The sequence below is a fragment of the Rhizobium leguminosarum genome, assembly GCF_002953715.1.
GTDB classification, from domain to species: Bacteria; Pseudomonadota; Alphaproteobacteria; order Rhizobiales; family Rhizobiaceae; genus Rhizobium; species Rhizobium leguminosarum_V.
The window spans coordinates 52,538-68,431 of sequence record NZ_CP025017.1 but is presented as its reverse complement, the minus strand read 5'-3'; the positions used below and the strand labels follow the sequence as shown (position 1 = coordinate 68,431).

At 60.8% G+C, this 15,894-nt stretch carries 13 protein-coding genes; 6 read left to right on the top strand and 7 right to left on the bottom strand.

The window, feature by feature from the left end; genetic code table 11:
- Positions 1-28: 28 nt before the first annotated feature.
- Positions 29-733 (bottom strand): GntR family transcriptional regulator, encoded by a 705-nt coding sequence (locus CUJ84_RS36820; protein ID WP_105010352.1) that lies wholly within the window; start codon positions 731-733, stop codon positions 29-31.
- Positions 734-883: 150 nt separating this feature from the next.
- Here CUJ84_RS36820 and CUJ84_RS36815 point away from each other — a divergent pair, with 150 nt between their 5' ends.
- Entirely contained in the window at positions 884-1,795 is a 912-nt protein-coding gene (locus tag CUJ84_RS36815; RefSeq protein ID WP_105010351.1) for a dihydrodipicolinate synthase family protein, read from the top strand.
- A gap of 48 nt (positions 1,796-1,843) precedes the next feature.
- On the opposite strand, the gene CUJ84_RS36810 is transcribed toward CUJ84_RS36815, so the two are convergent.
- From CUJ84_RS36810 to CUJ84_RS36790, 5 genes are all read right to left on the bottom strand, one after another.
- Entirely contained in the window at positions 1,844-2,944 is a 1,101-nt protein-coding gene (locus CUJ84_RS36810; protein ID WP_105010350.1) for an ABC transporter ATP-binding protein, read from the bottom strand.
- A 9-nt stretch (positions 2,945-2,953) separates the two neighbouring features.
- On the bottom strand, positions 2,954-4,897 hold the full coding sequence (locus CUJ84_RS36805) for a glycoside hydrolase family 127 protein (protein WP_105010349.1): 1,944 nt from the start codon (positions 4,895-4,897) through the stop codon (positions 2,954-2,956).
- Between the two features lie 27 nt (positions 4,898-4,924).
- On the bottom strand, positions 4,925-5,794 hold the full coding sequence (locus tag CUJ84_RS36800) for a carbohydrate ABC transporter permease (protein ID WP_105010348.1): 870 nt from the start codon (positions 5,792-5,794) through the stop codon (positions 4,925-4,927).
- Positions 5,794-6,717, bottom strand: a complete 924-nt coding sequence (locus tag CUJ84_RS36795) for a carbohydrate ABC transporter permease (RefSeq protein WP_105010347.1) — start codon at positions 6,715-6,717, stop codon at positions 5,794-5,796. The genes CUJ84_RS36800 and CUJ84_RS36795 overlap by 1 nt, the downstream gene beginning before the upstream one ends.
- Positions 6,718-6,799: 82 nt before the next feature.
- Positions 6,800-8,047, bottom strand: a complete 1,248-nt coding sequence (locus CUJ84_RS36790) for an ABC transporter substrate-binding protein (RefSeq protein WP_105010346.1) — start codon at positions 8,045-8,047, stop codon at positions 6,800-6,802.
- Positions 8,048-8,226: 179 nt separating this feature from the next.
- Here CUJ84_RS36790 and CUJ84_RS36785 point away from each other — a divergent pair, with 179 nt between their 5' ends.
- Positions 8,227-9,243, top strand: coding sequence for a LacI family DNA-binding transcriptional regulator (locus CUJ84_RS36785; RefSeq protein WP_105010345.1), 1,017 nt, complete (start codon positions 8,227-8,229; stop codon positions 9,241-9,243).
- Positions 9,244-9,280: 37 nt separating this feature from the next.
- Here the strand turns inward: CUJ84_RS36785 and CUJ84_RS36780 are convergent, their stop codons facing one another.
- Positions 9,281-10,342 carry a LacI family DNA-binding transcriptional regulator gene (locus CUJ84_RS36780; protein WP_105010344.1) on the bottom strand — a complete coding sequence of 354 codons (1,062 nt, stop codon included), beginning with the start codon at positions 10,340-10,342 and terminating at the stop codon, positions 9,281-9,283.
- Between the two features lie 140 nt (positions 10,343-10,482).
- On the opposite strand from CUJ84_RS36780, the gene CUJ84_RS36775 reads away from it, so the two are divergent.
- The 4 genes from CUJ84_RS36775 (at position 10,483) to CUJ84_RS36760 (ending at position 15,894) form a co-directional block, all read left to right on the top strand.
- Positions 10,483-12,804: an alpha-L-rhamnosidase gene (locus CUJ84_RS36775; RefSeq protein WP_105010343.1), complete on the top strand. Its 2,322-nt coding sequence runs from the start codon at positions 10,483-10,485 to the stop codon at positions 12,802-12,804.
- A 37-nt stretch (positions 12,805-12,841) separates the two neighbouring features.
- Positions 12,842-14,125 carry an ABC transporter substrate-binding protein gene (locus CUJ84_RS36770; RefSeq protein ID WP_105010342.1) on the top strand — a complete coding sequence of 428 codons (1,284 nt, stop codon included), beginning with the start codon at positions 12,842-12,844 and terminating at the stop codon, positions 14,123-14,125.
- Positions 14,126-14,191: 66 nt separating this feature from the next.
- On the top strand, positions 14,192-15,070 hold the full coding sequence (locus tag CUJ84_RS36765) for a carbohydrate ABC transporter permease (protein WP_105010341.1): 879 nt from the start codon (positions 14,192-14,194) through the stop codon (positions 15,068-15,070).
- Entirely contained in the window at positions 15,067-15,894 is an 828-nt protein-coding gene (locus tag CUJ84_RS36760; RefSeq protein WP_105010340.1) for a carbohydrate ABC transporter permease, read from the top strand. The genes CUJ84_RS36765 and CUJ84_RS36760 overlap by 4 nt, the downstream gene beginning before the upstream one ends.

Below are 15,894 nucleotides of genomic sequence, written 5' to 3'. Positions count from 1 at the left end.
GCTCGAACGGTTCATTGCTCTCGTCGCATCAGGACAGGCTGATCGCCACCGGCCGATCCAGGTCGCGGGCGATATATTCCTGGATCTGGCGGACGATCTGCCCGGCGTGGGCGATCGCCAGCCGGTCGGCCCGCTCGACGTCGCCGGCCTCGATCGCGGCGATGATCTCCTCGTGTTCGTCGACATACTGGCGCGGCAGACGGTCGTCGAATGTCGAGTAGTAAAGGCGCAGGATGCGGCGGCCTTCGTCGAGCAGCCTGGCGAAGAAGGCCGTGTAATAGGAATTGCCGGCAAGTTCGGCGATCGCGACGTGAAATTCGCGGTTCGCCTCGATCATCGCATAGGCATCGCGCGCGGCAACGGCATCGGCGAAGTCCTTCTGATGCCGGCGGACGGTCTTCATGATCTCGCCGTTGCGCCGTTGCGCCGCGCCGCGGGTCGTCACCCGGTACATCAGCGTCAGCGCTTCGAAATAGGTGGGCAGGCTGGCGAAATCGATCGTCGCAACGATCGTGTTCCTGTTCGGCAGCGTCGTGACGAGCCCGTCGGCGGCGAGCCGCAACAGCGCCTCGCGAATGGGAGTCCGCGACATCCGGAAACGTTCCGACAGCCGCACCTCGTCGAGCGGACTGCCGGGTTCCAGCGCCATCGACAGGATTTCCCGCCTGAGCGTCACATAGACGCTCTGCGTGCCAGAGCCGCGCACCCGCACATTTTCCGCGTCGTTCCGCATTCGTCCGCCCTCTTTCGTTAGAGCCTTGTATTTCGTTTCGGCCGATTCTCGCAATGTCGGTCTTCGAGGGTCTCAAATTTGTAAACTCACATCATTGAATCTTGTCGACAGTTTGTATATAAGGCAACCAGTTTCAACGAGGCTCGATCAATGACCACAGGATGGAAGGGCGTATTTCCCGCCGTAACGACGCAGTTCAACGAAGATCTTTCCGTTGATTTGCCCTCGACCCAGCGTGTCCAGGACGCGCTTGTAAACGATGGCGTCAACGGACTGATCGTCATGGGCACATGTGGCGAGAACAATTCGCTGGACCCCGAGGAGAAGCGCACGATCCTGAAAGCGGCCGTCGAGGTCGTCAACGGCCGCGTTCCCGTGGTCACCGGCGTTTCCGAATTCGACACGCGCCGTGCCGTCGCCTATGCTCGCGACGCCGAAAAACTCGGCGCCGACGGCCTGATGCTGCTGCCGGCCATGGTTTATGTGCCGAAGCCCGAAGAGCTGATTGCACATTTCCGCACCGTCGCCGAAGCGACCTCGCTGCCGATCATGCTGTACAACAACCCGCCGGCGTACCGCGTCAATATCGGCGCCGATGTGCTGAAGGTGCTTGCCGACGTGCCCAACATCAAGGCGGTCAAGGAAAGTGCGCCGGATCCACGCCGTTTCACCGATCTCATCAATGAATTCGGCGATCGTTTCGATATCTTCGCAGGTCTCGACGACGTGGCGCTTGAAGGCCTGATGCTCGGCGCCAAGGGCTGGGTCTCGGGCTTGACCAGCGCCTTCCCGGAGGAATCCGTGCAGCTCGTCGCCGCCGCCGAACGCGGCGACTGGGAAGAGGCTCGCAAGATCTATCGCTGGTTCATGCCGCTTCTGCATCTCGATGCCGAACACGATCTCGTGCAGTCGATCAAGCTCGCCGAGCAGATCATGGGCCGCGGCTCAGAACGCGTTCGCATGCCGCGCCTGCCGCTTTCGGGCGCCCGCCGCGCCGAAGTCACCGCCATGGTCGAGAAGGCCGCTGCCACGCGTCCTTCGAAGATCCGCCAGGCTGCCTGATCAACGAGGCCGGCGACCCCCGGTTGCCGGCCTTTCCGTGTTTGCGGTTCAGGCAAGCACCAGCGACCGGCCGGTCGCCGGATCGAACAGATGCATCTGGTTCATGTTGAACGAGAGCGGCATCGTCGACATCGGCCTGGGCCCGCTCTCGGGATCGATGCAGGCGCAAAGACTTGCCTCGCCGATGCCGAAATAGACCATGGTCTCCGGCCCGAGTGGCTCCACAAGATCGATCTTCGCTTCGATGTCGGCATAACCAGGACGGGCCTGGCGGTCGGTGATCGATTCCGGCCTGATCCCGAACACGACTGATTTACCGGCATGGCCGGCATAGTCGCCGGCGCGCGCCGTCGGCACCGGAAGCTCGCTACCATCAGTCAGTTTGACGACGAGACCCTTCTCTGCTGATAGCAGCGTCACGGACAGGAAGTTCATCGACGGTGAGCCGATGAAGCCGGCGACGAACTGGCTGACGGGCCGATGATAGAGCGCCTGCGGCGGTCCCGCCTGTTCGATGATGCCACCATTCATCACCACGACACGATCCGCCATGGTCATCGCCTCGACCTGGTCGTGCGTGACGTAAACGGTCGTCGTCGGCAACAGCTGGTGCAGCCGCTTGATCTCCGTGCGCATCTGCACGCGAAGCTTGGCATCGAGGTTGGACAACGGCTCGTCGAAGAGAAAGACTTTCGGGTTCCGCACGATCGCGCGCCCCATCGCGACGCGCTGGCGCTGGCCGCCCGAAAGCTGGCCCGGGCGCCGGCCGAGCAGCTCGCTGATATGCAGGGTTTCCGCCGCCCTGATGATACGCGCGTCGATCTCGCTCCTGGCGAGCTTCTGCTGCTCCAGGCAGAACGAAATATTCTCCCGCACCGTCATGTGCGGATAGAGCGCGTAGTTCTGAAAGACCATAGCGATATCGCGTTTGCCCGGGCCGAGCCGGTTGACGACCTGGTCGCCGATCACGATCTCACCGCCGGTAATGTGTTCGAGACCCGCAATCATGCGCAATGTCGTCGATTTTCCGCATCCCGACGGGCCCACGAAAACGACGAATTCATTGTCTTCGATGTCAAGGCTGATGCCGCGCACGGCCTCGTAGATGCCATAGGATTTGACGATGCTCTTGAGTTCCAGCCGTGCCATGGTTTTCTCCTAGACCTCCTGCAACCAGATCGCCATCGCTCCGGGCTCTCGATTGGCCCAGAGGTGATAGGGGATCGCCGTGAAGGGCCGCTCCTTCAGCGAGGGAGGCGCGGTGCGATAGAGCGCATTCTGCCAATCGGCTATATCGGCTTCGAGCGCGGTGCCTTCGAGGACGGTCGCTCCGCCGAGAAGCGCGGCATCGTAACGGGCAGAAATTTCCTCAGATGCCGGCAGGCGGAGCCGCTGCGGCTCGCCGCCGAGATCCGTCTCCTCGATGCAATAGACGACAGGCCCGCGCCGCAGCGCGACGCGTCCGCCGTCTTCGGAGACGGCAGGATGCGCGTAGATGCGCTCGACCGGCATAGAGAAGCCGATGCGGACCTCGTCACCATTGCGCCATTCCCTTGATATTGCGGCATAACCCTTCGTCACGCATTGATCGAGATCGACGGCAGCACCGTTGACCGAGATCTGCGCCTGCCTGCACCATCCGGGGATGCGAAGACGAAGCTGAAACCGGCTTGGCCGCTCGACGGCGAACCGCACGCTGATGTCGCCATCCCAGGGATATTGCGTCTCCTGTACCAGGCGCACGAAGCTGTCGCCGACTGTGAGATCTGCGCAATTGGTGCCGTAGAGATGGATGGCGAGCTCATGGTCACCCGTGGAATAGAAATATTGGCCGAGCGACGTGATGAAACGGGCAATGTTGGTCGGGCAGCAGGGGCAGTAATGCCATTTCCACCGGCGGTGCTGCCCGTGGCTTTCAAGGACGTTCTCATAGAAATAATGTTCGCCGTCGCGCGAGATGCCGGAAAGCGCGCCGTTGTAGAGCACCGTTTCCAGCCTGTCCGTGAACTTGCTGTCGAGATCGACCTGCGCCATGCGATGGCTCCAGAAGCCGAGCGCGACGGCTGCGCATGTCTCGGCATAGGCCGTCTCGTTCGGCAGGTCGAATTCCCGGGTGAACCCTTCATTGGATGCCGATGGCCCGAGGCCGCCGGTCACGTAGAGCTGGCGGCTGACCAGATTGTCGAAAAGCCGGTCGCAGGCCTCCTTCAATGTCGGATCGTCGTTCTCATGGGAGAGATCCGCCATCGCAGAAAACAGGTACATGGCGCGAACCGCGTGTCCGACGACCTGGTGCTGGTCGCGCACCGGCATATGGGCCTGGCTATAGGCATATGTCTTGTAGACGTAATCATCGGGCCTCTCGCCGCGCTTGCGAGCCTCGTCGTCGTAATATGAGGGCATCCGGCCACGTTCGTCGACGAAATAGGTTGCAAGCTTCAAATGCCGCGGATCGCGCGTCACGCGATAGAGCTTGACCAGCGCCAGCTCGATTTCCTCATGGGCATCGTAACCCCTGAGCTTTCCGGGCTCGGCACCGAAGGTGGCGATGATATGGTCGACTGCGCGGATCATCACATCGAGGAAGCGACGCTTTCCCGTCGCCTCATAGTAGGCGACGGCCCCTTCCAGCAAGTGGCCCATCGAATACATCTCGTGCAGGTCGCGCAGATTGGTCCAGCGCCTGTCCGGCTCGCGGCGAATAAACCAACTGTTGAGGTAGCCATCCGCCATCTGCCCTTTTTCGAGCTTTTCGACGATAGCATCGATCTTCGTTTCGAGCGCAGCATTCGGCTGAGCCTTCAGCGTGTAACTTGCGGCCTCGATCCATTTGCCGAAATCGGAATCGAAGAAATGCTGCATCGACAGTCCGCTCGGTTGGATCGGGCGCACCAGCGGCCCGGCCGGCTTGTCAAAATCGAGCACCTCGAGGAAGCCCTCCTCTTCCAGCCGCTTGTGCTGCGTCGGGATGGTGACGTTGCGGACCGTCTCCGCCCAGCTCTGCCAGAAACCGCCATCGAATACGACACCGGAATGGTCGGCAGGCCTGTATCGCTGCCGTCTCGCAGCGCGTGCCGGTTGAAAGCGAGGTGAGCTGGTCATGAGGACTCCTGAGCGGGATAAGCGCTGTTACTTCACGGCGCCGGCCGTCAGGCCGCGCACGTAATATCGTTGCAAGAGAAGGAAAAGCAGGATGCAGGGGACCATAGTCACGGCTATGCCGGCCTGCAGCGCGCCCCAGTCGATGATGCCATAGATGCCCGACGAAACATTCACCAGCATGATCGGCAGCGTGAACTTGTTCTGATCGGACAGAAAGATGAGGGCAGCGAGGAATTCGTTCCACGAATTCAGGAAGGCGAACATCGCAACGGTGGCGACACCTGGAAGCGCGATCGGCAGCATGATCCGGCGCAGGATCGTCGCCTGCGACGCACCATCTATCCGCGCCGCTTCGATCAGCGCCTTCGGCACCGCGTCGAAGGCGTTGCGCATCATGAAAACGGAAAAAGGAAGCTGGAAGGTCACGTAGATCAGCACCAGGCCGAGAAGGCTGTTCTGCAGCCGGAAGGCTTTCAGGATCAGGAAAAGCGGCGTCAGGATCGACTGGAACGGGATCATCATCGTCGCCATGATCAGCACGAAGAGCAGCGACTGGCCGGCGAAGCGGAATTTCGAAAAGCCGTATCCCGCCGGCACCGCGACGAGCACCGTCAGGAGCACCGTTCCGGCGGCGATCAGCACCGAATTGCCGGCATAGACGTACCAGCCGGCGCCGACATGTTCGAGACGGCGGTAATTTTCAAGCGAGAAGGCTTTCGAGAAGAGCGCTGCCGGATCGGCAAGTGCTGCGGCCGCGGGCTTGAAGGAATTGGCGAAGGACCAGACGATCGGCATCACGAAGAAGACGGCAAAGACGCATGCCGTCAGAACGAAGGCGAGATAACCGAGCCGCTCGCTCACCGGCTTCGCTGCGAGATTGTGGTTGAGCCGTTCCATCAACCCTCCTCCGGCCGCTGGCGCAGCAGGACGAACTGGATCGCGCTGATCGCCACCAGGACGACGAGCAGGGCAAAGGAGATCGCCGAGCCATAACCGAGACGGTAGGATGAGAACGAGGCGAGATAGATCGAGAAGACCGCGGAGATCGTGCGGTTCTCAGGGCCGCCCTGGGTAATGATGAAGAACTGGTCGAAGGCCAGCATCGACGAGGTGACGTTGAGGACGAGCGCCAGCACCACCGAGTTCCTCATCAAAGGCAGCGTGATCCGGCGAAACCGGCTCCAGACGCTGGCGCCGTCGATCCTGGCGGCTTCGATGACGTCGTTGGATATGCTCTGAAGGCCGGTCAGGAGGATGATCATCGTGAAGCCCGCTGTTTTCCAGACGACCATCAGGATGACGACGCCGAGTGCTGGCCAGAAACTTTCGAGCGGCCTCGGCGCGCTGTCGATGATGCCCGCTCCGCGCAGCAGCTGCGCAAAGACGCCGCTATCGGGATTGAGCAGCCACATCCACAATGTCGAGGCCGCCCCGAAGCCGATGACGACGGGCATGAAATAGATCGTGCGGAAAAAGCCGGCGATGCGCAGCGGCCGGTCGACGAGCAGCGCCAAAGGAAAGGCCACCAGGAAGATCGCAGCCGTGACGAGCACCGTGTAGAGCAGCGTGAAAGCCAGGGAATGCCAGAGCTGAGTATCGCCGATCAGCTCGGCATAGTTGGAAAGGCCGATGAACTTCGTCCGGCCGAGAAGCGGCCAGTTGTATAAGCTCATCCAGACCGTCATGACAAGCGGCACGAGGAAAAGCACGACGATGAACAGCAAGCCCGGCAGGATGAAGGCAAGACCAAGCCAACCCTTTGGCTCGGCTTCTCCGGTCGCGATTGCGCGCCTCCGGCTGCGAAGTGTCGAGGATACCACCGCAACTCCTCCTTCCGATTGAATGTCGAGATGTGAAATGGACGTCAGGGCATCCACGGATACCCTGACGAAACGCGTTGGCTTAGTTCGGATTGGTACGTTCAAGGATACGGGTGAAGTCGGCCTGCGTCTTGGCGATCGTTCCGTCGACATCGTCACCGAAGATCGTGCCCTGGATCAGATTGAGGAAGGGTCCGGTGCGGCTGACGAAGAGTTCGTCGGACGAAAATGTGTAGGGCGTGCGCGCCTTGGCGAGGATATTGTAGGCGACGAGATTGCGCTGGTCGAACTTCGCATAGGCTTCCGCTGCGAGGTCCGTGCGCGAAGGCATCCCCGATTCCTGGGTGATATAGACCTGCTGCTCGGGCTGCATGTAGAAATTGACGAAATCGAGCGCGACTTTCTTCTTCTCGTCGCTGATGCCCTTTATCAGGGAAAGCGTATCGCCGCCGGCAAAGCTCGATTCACCGCCCTTCGGCCCCGGGATCGGTGCGACGGCGAATTTCACGTCGGGATATTTGCTGGTCAGCAGATTGACGATGTAGGAGCCGGTCATCAGGATGCCGACCTTGCCCGAGGCGAAGGCCTCGACGGCATTGTTGCCGTTGCCGGAACGCGAGGTCGGATGGATCGCACCGGCCTTCCACATATCGCGATAGGCAGCGATGGTCTCGCGCAGCGCCGGCGTATCGACCGTGGCGCTGCGGCCGTCATCGCTCAGCACATCGGCATTGGCGGCCCAGAGATGCGGCAGGAAATCGTAGATCAGCCAGCTTCCCGAATTAGCGACAAAATAGAAGCCATAGGTCTCGTTGCCGAGCGCGGCGATCTTCTTGGCGTCGGTGGCAATCTCCTCCATCGACGCCGGCGCCTTGTTCGGATCGAGGCCGGCCTTGGTGAACAGATCGGTATTATAAGCAATGATCGAGGCATCCGGCAGGGCCGGCACGCCGTAGATCTTGCCGTCATAGGTGGCAAGGCGGATGTGGGACGGGCTCATGGCCGCGGAATAAGGCAGGCCCTTCACGAAGTCGGATATATCCTCGAGACCATCCGCGGCGGCAAAGGTCGGGAGATAGATCAGGTCGAGCACGGCACCGTCAGGAGCCGCGCTGCCGGCAATCGCCGCACCCAGCTTCGGCACCATCTGCTCCGCCGTGATCTGGGTGACATTGACCTTGTCGGAGTGAGAGGCGTTGTATTTGTCGGCCAGTCCCTGAAGGACGGCGCCGGACGACGTGCGCACCCATAGGGTGATTTCTTCGGCGCCGGCGAGAGAAGAGCTTGCCAGCAGTGCAAGAGCGGTGATCGTCGTTTTCAGTCGAAGCATGCTTGTTCCCCTTTTTCTCGTTCAGGCCTCAGGCCATCGGACAAAATGGACGTTAGATCAGAAATTTTTTGGTATCGACAGTCTGTGTGCAAAAATCTGACGCGCGTGTGATAAAACCTTTTAACAGCACATTTTTTTCTGCTAAAAGCTTTTAGCATGAATCGACTGCGAGGCGGCACTTGAAGAATACGGGCGATCGAAGACGGACGATTTATGACGTGGCTAAGGCTGCAGGCGTCAGCATTTCGACGGCGTCAAACGCACTGAACGACACCGGCCGGACGAATGCCGAAACACGCGGGCGGGTCCGGCGCGTGGCGGAGGAGATCGGATTTCGGCCCAATGCACTCGCCCGTGGGTTGCTGAGCAAGCGAAGCCATGCGATCGGCATGCTGACGAACGACACCTATGGCAGACTGACGCTGCCGATGGCGGCCGGGGTATCGGAGGTGCTGGTCGATCACGGCGTATCCGTCTTCCTCTGCGCCACGAACAATGATCCAAGGCTCGCCCAGCTGCACCTGGAGGCGCTTCTCGACCGGCAGGTCGACGGCATCATATTCACCGCGACCCGCCTTGACCTCACGCCGCCGGTCCAGCTGTCCCGCTTGCCGATACCCGTCGTCTACGTCTTTGCCGAGGGGCCGGCTGACAGCGTCACCTTCTTTCCGGATGACGAACAGGGCGCCCGCCTCGCCGTCGATCACCTGAAAGAGCTCGGTCGATCGAGGATCCTCCACATCACCGGGCCACGGGATTACCTCGCCGCTCGCATCCGCGCCCAATCCTATCTTGACGCCTGCGGCGACGGTGCCGAAGCGATGTTCGGCGACTGGTCGGAGGAATGGGGTCACGAGGCCGTTCAGACGGTGTTTGCCCGGCCCGGCGCAAAGCCCGACGCCATCTTCTGCGGCAGCGACGAGATCGCCCGCGGTGTCATCGATGCGCTGCGCGACCTCAATGTGGAGATTCCCACGGATGTCGCCGTGGTCGGCTTCGACAATTGGGAGGTCGTCGCACGGCAAACGCGCCCGCCGCTGACCACCATCGACATGGAGCTGAAGGAACTGGGCCATCGCGCCGGCCTGGCAATCCTCAGCCTCTCCAAGGGTGAACCGGTCCCTGCCGGCATCACCAAATTGCCGTGTCGCCTGGTCGTGCGGCAGTCTTGCGGCAGCCCCCTTCGATCCGAGTGAAAACGACGGCAACGAACAGAGACACAGCGGCGCCGCGCTATTGTCTATCCGTGGAATTGCCGGAACGGGTCAGGCTGTTGCGGCTGACCAGTGACGGTATCTGGAAAATATGCTCGGAAGCGGTGCGGCCTTCTATTCTGGAAATGAGGGCCCGGGTGGCGACCTGACCGAGTTCCCTGCCCGACTGATCGATGCTTGCGAGATTGACGAGGCCGAGTGCTGCGGTCGGCGAATTGTCGTATCCGATGACGGCGAGATCTTCGGGGACGCGCACGCCCATCTCCATAGCCAGGCTCAGAAGGGTGATCGCGTCGAGGTCGCTCCAGCAGAATACGGCGCGCGGCCTGTCCTTCCTCGATAGAAATTTTCGCATCGCCTCTTCCCGCTTTGGCGAAGCAATGGGAATTTTGCTGATCGCTGGCGAGGAGCCGAGCCCGCCACGCTGCATCGCCCGGCGAAACCCGATCTCACGCTGTCGGACGACGGAGACCGCGTGCCCCTGGCGCTCGCCAAGGCTCAGCATTTCGATGTCGCGATAGCCACAGGCCAGAAGCGCTTCCACGGCGATCTCCGCGCCGCGCTGATCGTCTGCGTTGACGGTATCGAAGGCCGTGGCACTGGCATCGTGGTAACCGACCGCGACGATCGGTATCTGGACTGCGAACTTTGCGAGGATCTCCGAGGGCAACCGCGGCGCAACAAGGATAAGGCCGTCCATCTTGTAGTCGATCATCGACTCGATCAACGACGTCTCCAGCTGTACACGCGCATCGCTGACGCCGATCATCGCTTGGTAGTGCGAAGGCGCCAGCACCCCGTTCACGCCGGCAATCACCTCCGGAAGGAAAGGATTGCGGATATCGATCAGGAGCACGCCGATGGTGAAACTCCGGCCACGCAGCCCTCGTGCCGCCCGCGAGGGGCGATATGCGAGGGCCTCGATGGCATCAGTCACCCTTGCGCGCAGCGCATCACTGACGCCATAGGCATTTCGCATCACCTTGGAAACCGCTGCGACCGATACGCCTGCGTGAGTTGCCACCGTCCGGATCGTCACGCGATCGTTTCGTTGCGGCTTTTGTTTTTCTTCGATTGACATGAAATCTCTGGCTTGCTGCGGATCGTCAACATCGCCCGCAGAACCACCATGGCAGACTGGCAACGAAAATTCTATTGCGCTTCCGAAGAAAATGTAGAACGTTATATGGAGAACGTTCTACAACTCGTCGGGAGGACTTGATGAACTTTCAGCCGGCAGCCATCAGCGGCAACCTCGTTTCGCGTGCCTGGTCCGGGGATATGATCGCGCCACTATCGGATGGCGGTCAGGGAACGGCCGCAAGCTTCGTCTGCAAGACTTTCGAACATGATGGCGCCAAGCTTCCCGTCGAGCTCTTCATCTCCGCACTTGGCCTCTACCGCTGCTTCGTCAACGGCGTTCGTGTCGGCAACGACCTGTTGACTCCAGGTTGGACGAACTACGACGATCGCCTTGCCTATCAGCGATACGACGTCTCAAACCTGCTCAAGCCGGGCCTCAACCGCATCGAGATCTGGCTTGCCGACGGATGGTATCGGTCGCCTTTGATGTGGGGCGCCCAGGCGATCCCGAATTGCTGGGGCGACAGGATCGGCGCCATTGCGGATCTGATCGGACCGGATGGCACCGTTCTTTCCACCGACACCACATGGCGAAGCGGCCTTCTGCCGATCCTGAAGTCCGGAATCTACTTCGGCGAAATCTATGATGCCCGGCAGGAAAGCTGCGTCGAGACCCACGGCACCGAGAAGCTGGCCTTCGACACGGCGCTGCTTGTCGCGCATGAAACTTCTGCGGTGCGCGAGTTGCGGCCACTCGCCCCTGTGGAAAGCTGGACCGACGATGAGGGCAGGACCGTCTACGATTTCGGCCAGAATGCCGGCGGCTATGTCAGATATACGGTCCGCGGAACCACCGGTGCCGAAGTCCGGGTGGAGCATTCGGAGGTACTCGGCCCTGATCGTCATTTCGACAATCGCAACTATCGCTCGGCCGCCGCGCACACCGTCTACACGCTGCAGGGGGACGGCGACGAGACCTACGCACCGCATTTCACCTTCCACGGCTTCCGTTATGCCAGGGTGACGATCAAGGGCGATGCGAAGATCCTCGCAATCGCGTCCATCCCGATCTCGTCGGTGCCCGAGCCTGCCGGCGGTTTCACCTCGGGCAATGCGCTGGTCAATCGCCTCGTCGAGAATACCATCTGGTCGCAGCGCGCCAATTTCGTCGAAGTGCCGACCGATTGCCCGCAGCGCGACGAGCGCCTCGGCTGGACGGGCGACGCCCAGGTGTTTGCCGCAACCGCATGCTGGCTGAGCGACAGCCAATCGTTTCTGAGGAAGTATCTGCGGGATGTGATGGCTGATCAGCGCGAGGACGGCGCAGTCTCGCACTTTTCACCGGATCCGACGCGCTTGCATCCGGCCAATTTCCCGGGCTATGCCGGCTCGACCGGCTGGGGCGACGCGATCGTCGTCATCCCCTGGGTACTCTATACCCATTACGGCGACCGGGCCGTCCTGTCGGAGTGCCTGGATTCCATGGTGCGCTGGGTCGATTTCGTCTGGTCGATCTCGGATGGTCCGCTCGTGCGTCCGCCGTCGCGCTGGGGCGACCGCGGCTTCACCTTCGGCGACTGGCTGCAGCCGGTCGGCGACAATCGAAAGCCTCGTCCGACGATCGCAGACGACTGCGCGGCCACGCTCTACCACTTCATCTCGACCGATCTTCTGGCAAGGATCGCAGCCACTCTCGGCGAGCATGCGCTTGAAGAAAAGATGAAACAGCGCGCAAACGAGATCCAGCGGGCATTCACCAACGAGTTCATCACGCCAGCGGGACGGCTCGCACACAACGACCAGACGTCCTACGCGCTTGCCTTCCTCCACGACCTGATCCCGGCGGAGCACATGCAAGCCGCACAGCAGCATTTCCGGCAGGTGATCATCGATGCCGACTACAAGATCGGCACCGGCTTCATCGGCACGCCCGCCCTGCTGCCGGCGCTGACGAAGCTCGGCATGGACGATCTGGCCGAAAAGGTCTTCCTGCAGGAGGATGTACCGGGCTGGCTCTACCAGGTCTCGAAGGGAGCGACGACGATCTGGGAGCGCTGGGATTCCATGGCGCCTGACGGCACCATCTACGAACCTGATATGAACAGCTACAACCACTATGCCTATGGCGCTGTCTGCCAGTGGCTGTTCGAAAGCATCGCCGGAATTTCGCCGAGCCCGAGCGCGCCCGGATTTGCCGAGGTGATCGTCGATCCCGCGCCGATTCCGTCCCTTTCGCCGGTTTCGGCCTATCATGATATCAACCAGGGACGCATTGAGGCCGGCTGGCATTGCGACGGCAACAAGGTCACCTATGTGCTGACGCTTCCGGAAGGCTGCATCGGCCGGTTCCGGCCCGGAAAACGGCATCAAAACCCGTCGCTCAACGGAGAGCCTGTCGTCGAGGAAGCCGTTCTTCCCCCTGGAACGCACCAGCTGGTCTTTTCCCTACCCAATTCTTGAGGAGCATACACGTCACACCGTTCAGAGGAGGAAGGTCATGACATATCGGATAAAACTCATTCTTGCGGGCGCGTCCGCGCTTTTGGCACTGGTCGCGGCTGGTCCGTCGCATGCAGGCACCACGCTGTCATTCCTGATCGACAACAACCCGGACACCGTCGCGGCGGCCGAGGCACTGGTTGCCGCCTATCAGGCAAAGGCACCCGACGTGACGATCGAAATCGAGCCGCGGGCCGGTGGCGGCGAAGGCGACAACATCATCAAGACGCGCCTGGCGACGGGGGAGATGTCCGATGTGTTTCTCTACAATTCCGGCTCGCTGCTACAGGCGCTGAAGCCGACACAGACGCTTGTCGACCTGAGCGACCTGTCGTCGCAAGCGAAGGTCGACGAAGGTTTCAAATCGGTCGTCCGTGCCGATGGCAAGGTCTATGGCGTGCCCTTCGGCACGGCGATGGCGGGCGGGATCCTCTACAACAGGAAAATCTACCAGGACCTCGGCCTCTCCGTCCCGAAGACATGGGCGGACTTCATGGCGAACAACGCGAAGGTCAATGCTGCCGGAAAGGTCGCCGTGGCACAGACCTATCGCGATACCTGGACCTCGCAGCTGTTCGTTCTGGCTGACTATTACAACCTGCACGCGGCCGTACCGAACTTCGCCGCAGACTATACCGCCAACAAGGCAAAATACGCAGAGACGCCTGCGGCCCTGAAGGGCTTCGAACGGCTGAAGGACGTTCACGACGCCGGTCTGATGAACGAAGATTTTGGCGCGGCAAGCTACGACGATGGCCTGAGAATGGTGGCAACCGGCGAGGCAGCGCATTATCCAATGCTGAGCTTCGCGGTCGGCGCGCTCAAACAGAATTATCCCGAAAACCTCAACGATGTCGGCTTTTTCGCGCAGCCGAGCGACGACGCCGCAACCAACGGTTTGACGGTCTGGATGCCGCCAGCCCTTTACATTCCGCTGACCAGCCAGCACGCTGAGGAAGCACGGAAATTCGTCGATTTCGCCGGAAGCGTCGAGGCCTGCAAGATCATGGTGGAAACCAATGCCGTTCAGGGGCCCTCCCTGATCGACGGCTGCGACCTGCCAGCCAACGTGCCGCCTGCGATAAAGGACATGCTCCCCTATTTCGAGGCCAAGGACAAAACGACCCCGGCGCTGGAATTCGTGTCGCCGATCAAGGGACCGGCTCTCGAGCAGATCACCGTCGAAGTCGGCTCCGGTATTCGCCAGCCGGCCGACGCGGCAAAGCTCTATGACGACGACGTGCGCAAGCAGGCCAAGCAGCTCGGCCTGCCCAACTGGTAGCGGCCTTTCGGGTCAATTAACCTCGCTCCTACAGGGGCGAGGTTCCACCCGATCGAAGAGGTAGTCATGACCGAGACACGCCCCCGCTCGCGCAAATCGCCCTACCCGCTGTGGTTTTTCATTCCGGCCGCAATCATCTACGGCGTGCTGTTTCTGGTTCCCACGGTATCCTCTCTCTGGTTCAGCCTCACACGCTGGGATCTTTCGACCGCCGAATTCATCGGGCTCGAAAATTTTCAGCAATTCTTTTCCGAACCATTCCTGGTCAAGGGATTGGTCAACACGCTGATCTATGCCGTGACTACATCCGGCCTGAAGACGGGCTGCGGGCTGCTGCTTGCCGTGCTCCTGACCAGCAATATCTTTGCCCGCGGCTTCCTGCGCACGCTGGTCTTCTTTCCCGTCCTGGTCTCGACGATCGGTATCGGCATCACCTTCACGGTGATGATGCATCCGACCAAGGGCATCATCAATGTCACGCTCGAGACGCTCGGCATTCCCGGCCCGGGATGGCTCACCAATCCGGCGCTGGCGCTATTTTCGGTGGCTTTGGTCGATGTCTGGAAGGGTGTCGGCCTCGCCACCTTGATCTTCATCGCCGGGCTTGCCGCGATCAGCCCCGATTATTATGAGGCCGCGCGGATTGACGGCGCCACGCGTCTCCAGCAATTTTTCCGGATCACCCTGCCGCTCGTGCGTCCCGCCACTGTCATCGTGGTGACATTGTCGTTGATCGGCGGGCTTCGATCCTTCGATCTGATATGGGCCATGACCCGCGGCGGGCCTGGTTTCTCCTCCGATGTGATCGCCTCGGTCATCTATAAGCAGTACCAGGCGGGTTTCTACGGCCTGTCGACGGCCGGAAACGTCATCCTGTTTGCGCTGATCGCCGTAATCATCCTGCCATTCACCCTTTGGTTCAACCGGCGCGAGGTCGAGGAATGAGAAACGTCCGCCCTTACGTGACCGGCGCGATAGCCCTTGCGGTGGCGGCCGTCATCTTCGTCATGCCCTTCGTTTTCGTCGCTCTCCAGGCGGTCAAATCGAAATCGGAAGCGTCTCGCCTCGATTTCGAATTGCCCGAACATTGGCTGTTCTGGGATAATCTGGTCGCCGTCTTCAAGGCGCGCGACTACCAGCTCGCGCTCGCCTATTTCAACTCCACGCTGATCACCGTGGCCTCCGTCACGATCCTGATCCTGCTGTCGGCAATGGTCGGATATGTGATGCAACGCCGCAAGACCGTCTGGAACAAGGTGGCCTCCATTGCCCTGTTCATGGGTCTGATGATGCCGCCAGCCGTCGTGCCCACCATCGGCCTCTTGCAGGAGATCGGTCTCTTCAAGACCATGACCGGGATGATCCTGATCCAGGTCGCCTATAATCTCTCGTTCTCGACATTGCTCTACCGGTCATTCATTTCGACCATACCACGCGACCTCGACGAGGCGGCGCTGATCGATGGCGCCAAGCCCCGACAGATTTTCTTCAGAGTGATCCTGCCGCTGCTGAAGCCGGTGACCGTCACCAATATCGTCGTGCAGTCGATCGCGATCTTCAACGATTTTACCAACCCGCTCTACTACCTTCCCGGCAAGGAGAACGTGACCGTGCAGCTGACGCTCTATAATTTCCAGAGCATGTATACGAGCCAGTACAATCTCCTCTTCATGAATATCCTCCTCGTGACGATCCCGCCTCTGGTCGTCTTCATCTTCTTCAACCGGCAGCTCGTCGCCGGCATGACGGCCGGCGCAGTAAAAGGGTAA

Coding starts and splice junctions, on each gene's coding strand:
- CUJ84_RS36820 (WP_105010352.1), bottom strand. CDS start 733: ATGCGGAACGACGCGGAAAATGTGCGGGTGCGCGGCTCTGGCACGCAG.
- CUJ84_RS36815 (WP_105010351.1), top strand. CDS start 884: ATGACCACAGGATGGAAGGGCGTATTTCCCGCCGTAACGACGCAGTTC.
- CUJ84_RS36810 (WP_105010350.1), bottom strand. CDS start 2,944: ATGGCACGGCTGGAACTCAAGAGCATCGTCAAATCCTATGGCATCTAC.
- CUJ84_RS36805 (WP_105010349.1), bottom strand. CDS start 4,897: ATGACCAGCTCACCTCGCTTTCAACCGGCACGCGCTGCGAGACGGCAG.
- CUJ84_RS36800 (WP_105010348.1), bottom strand. CDS start 5,794: ATGGAACGGCTCAACCACAATCTCGCAGCGAAGCCGGTGAGCGAGCGG.
- CUJ84_RS36790 (WP_105010346.1), bottom strand. CDS start 8,047: ATGCTTCGACTGAAAACGACGATCACCGCTCTTGCACTGCTGGCAAGC.
- CUJ84_RS36780 (WP_105010344.1), bottom strand. CDS start 10,342: ATGTCAATCGAAGAAAAACAAAAGCCGCAACGAAACGATCGCGTGACG.
- CUJ84_RS36775 (WP_105010343.1), top strand. CDS start 10,483: ATGAACTTTCAGCCGGCAGCCATCAGCGGCAACCTCGTTTCGCGTGCC.
- CUJ84_RS36770 (WP_105010342.1), top strand. CDS start 12,842: ATGACATATCGGATAAAACTCATTCTTGCGGGCGCGTCCGCGCTTTTG.
- CUJ84_RS36765 (WP_105010341.1), top strand. CDS start 14,192: ATGACCGAGACACGCCCCCGCTCGCGCAAATCGCCCTACCCGCTGTGG.
- CUJ84_RS36760 (WP_105010340.1), top strand. CDS start 15,067: ATGAGAAACGTCCGCCCTTACGTGACCGGCGCGATAGCCCTTGCGGTG.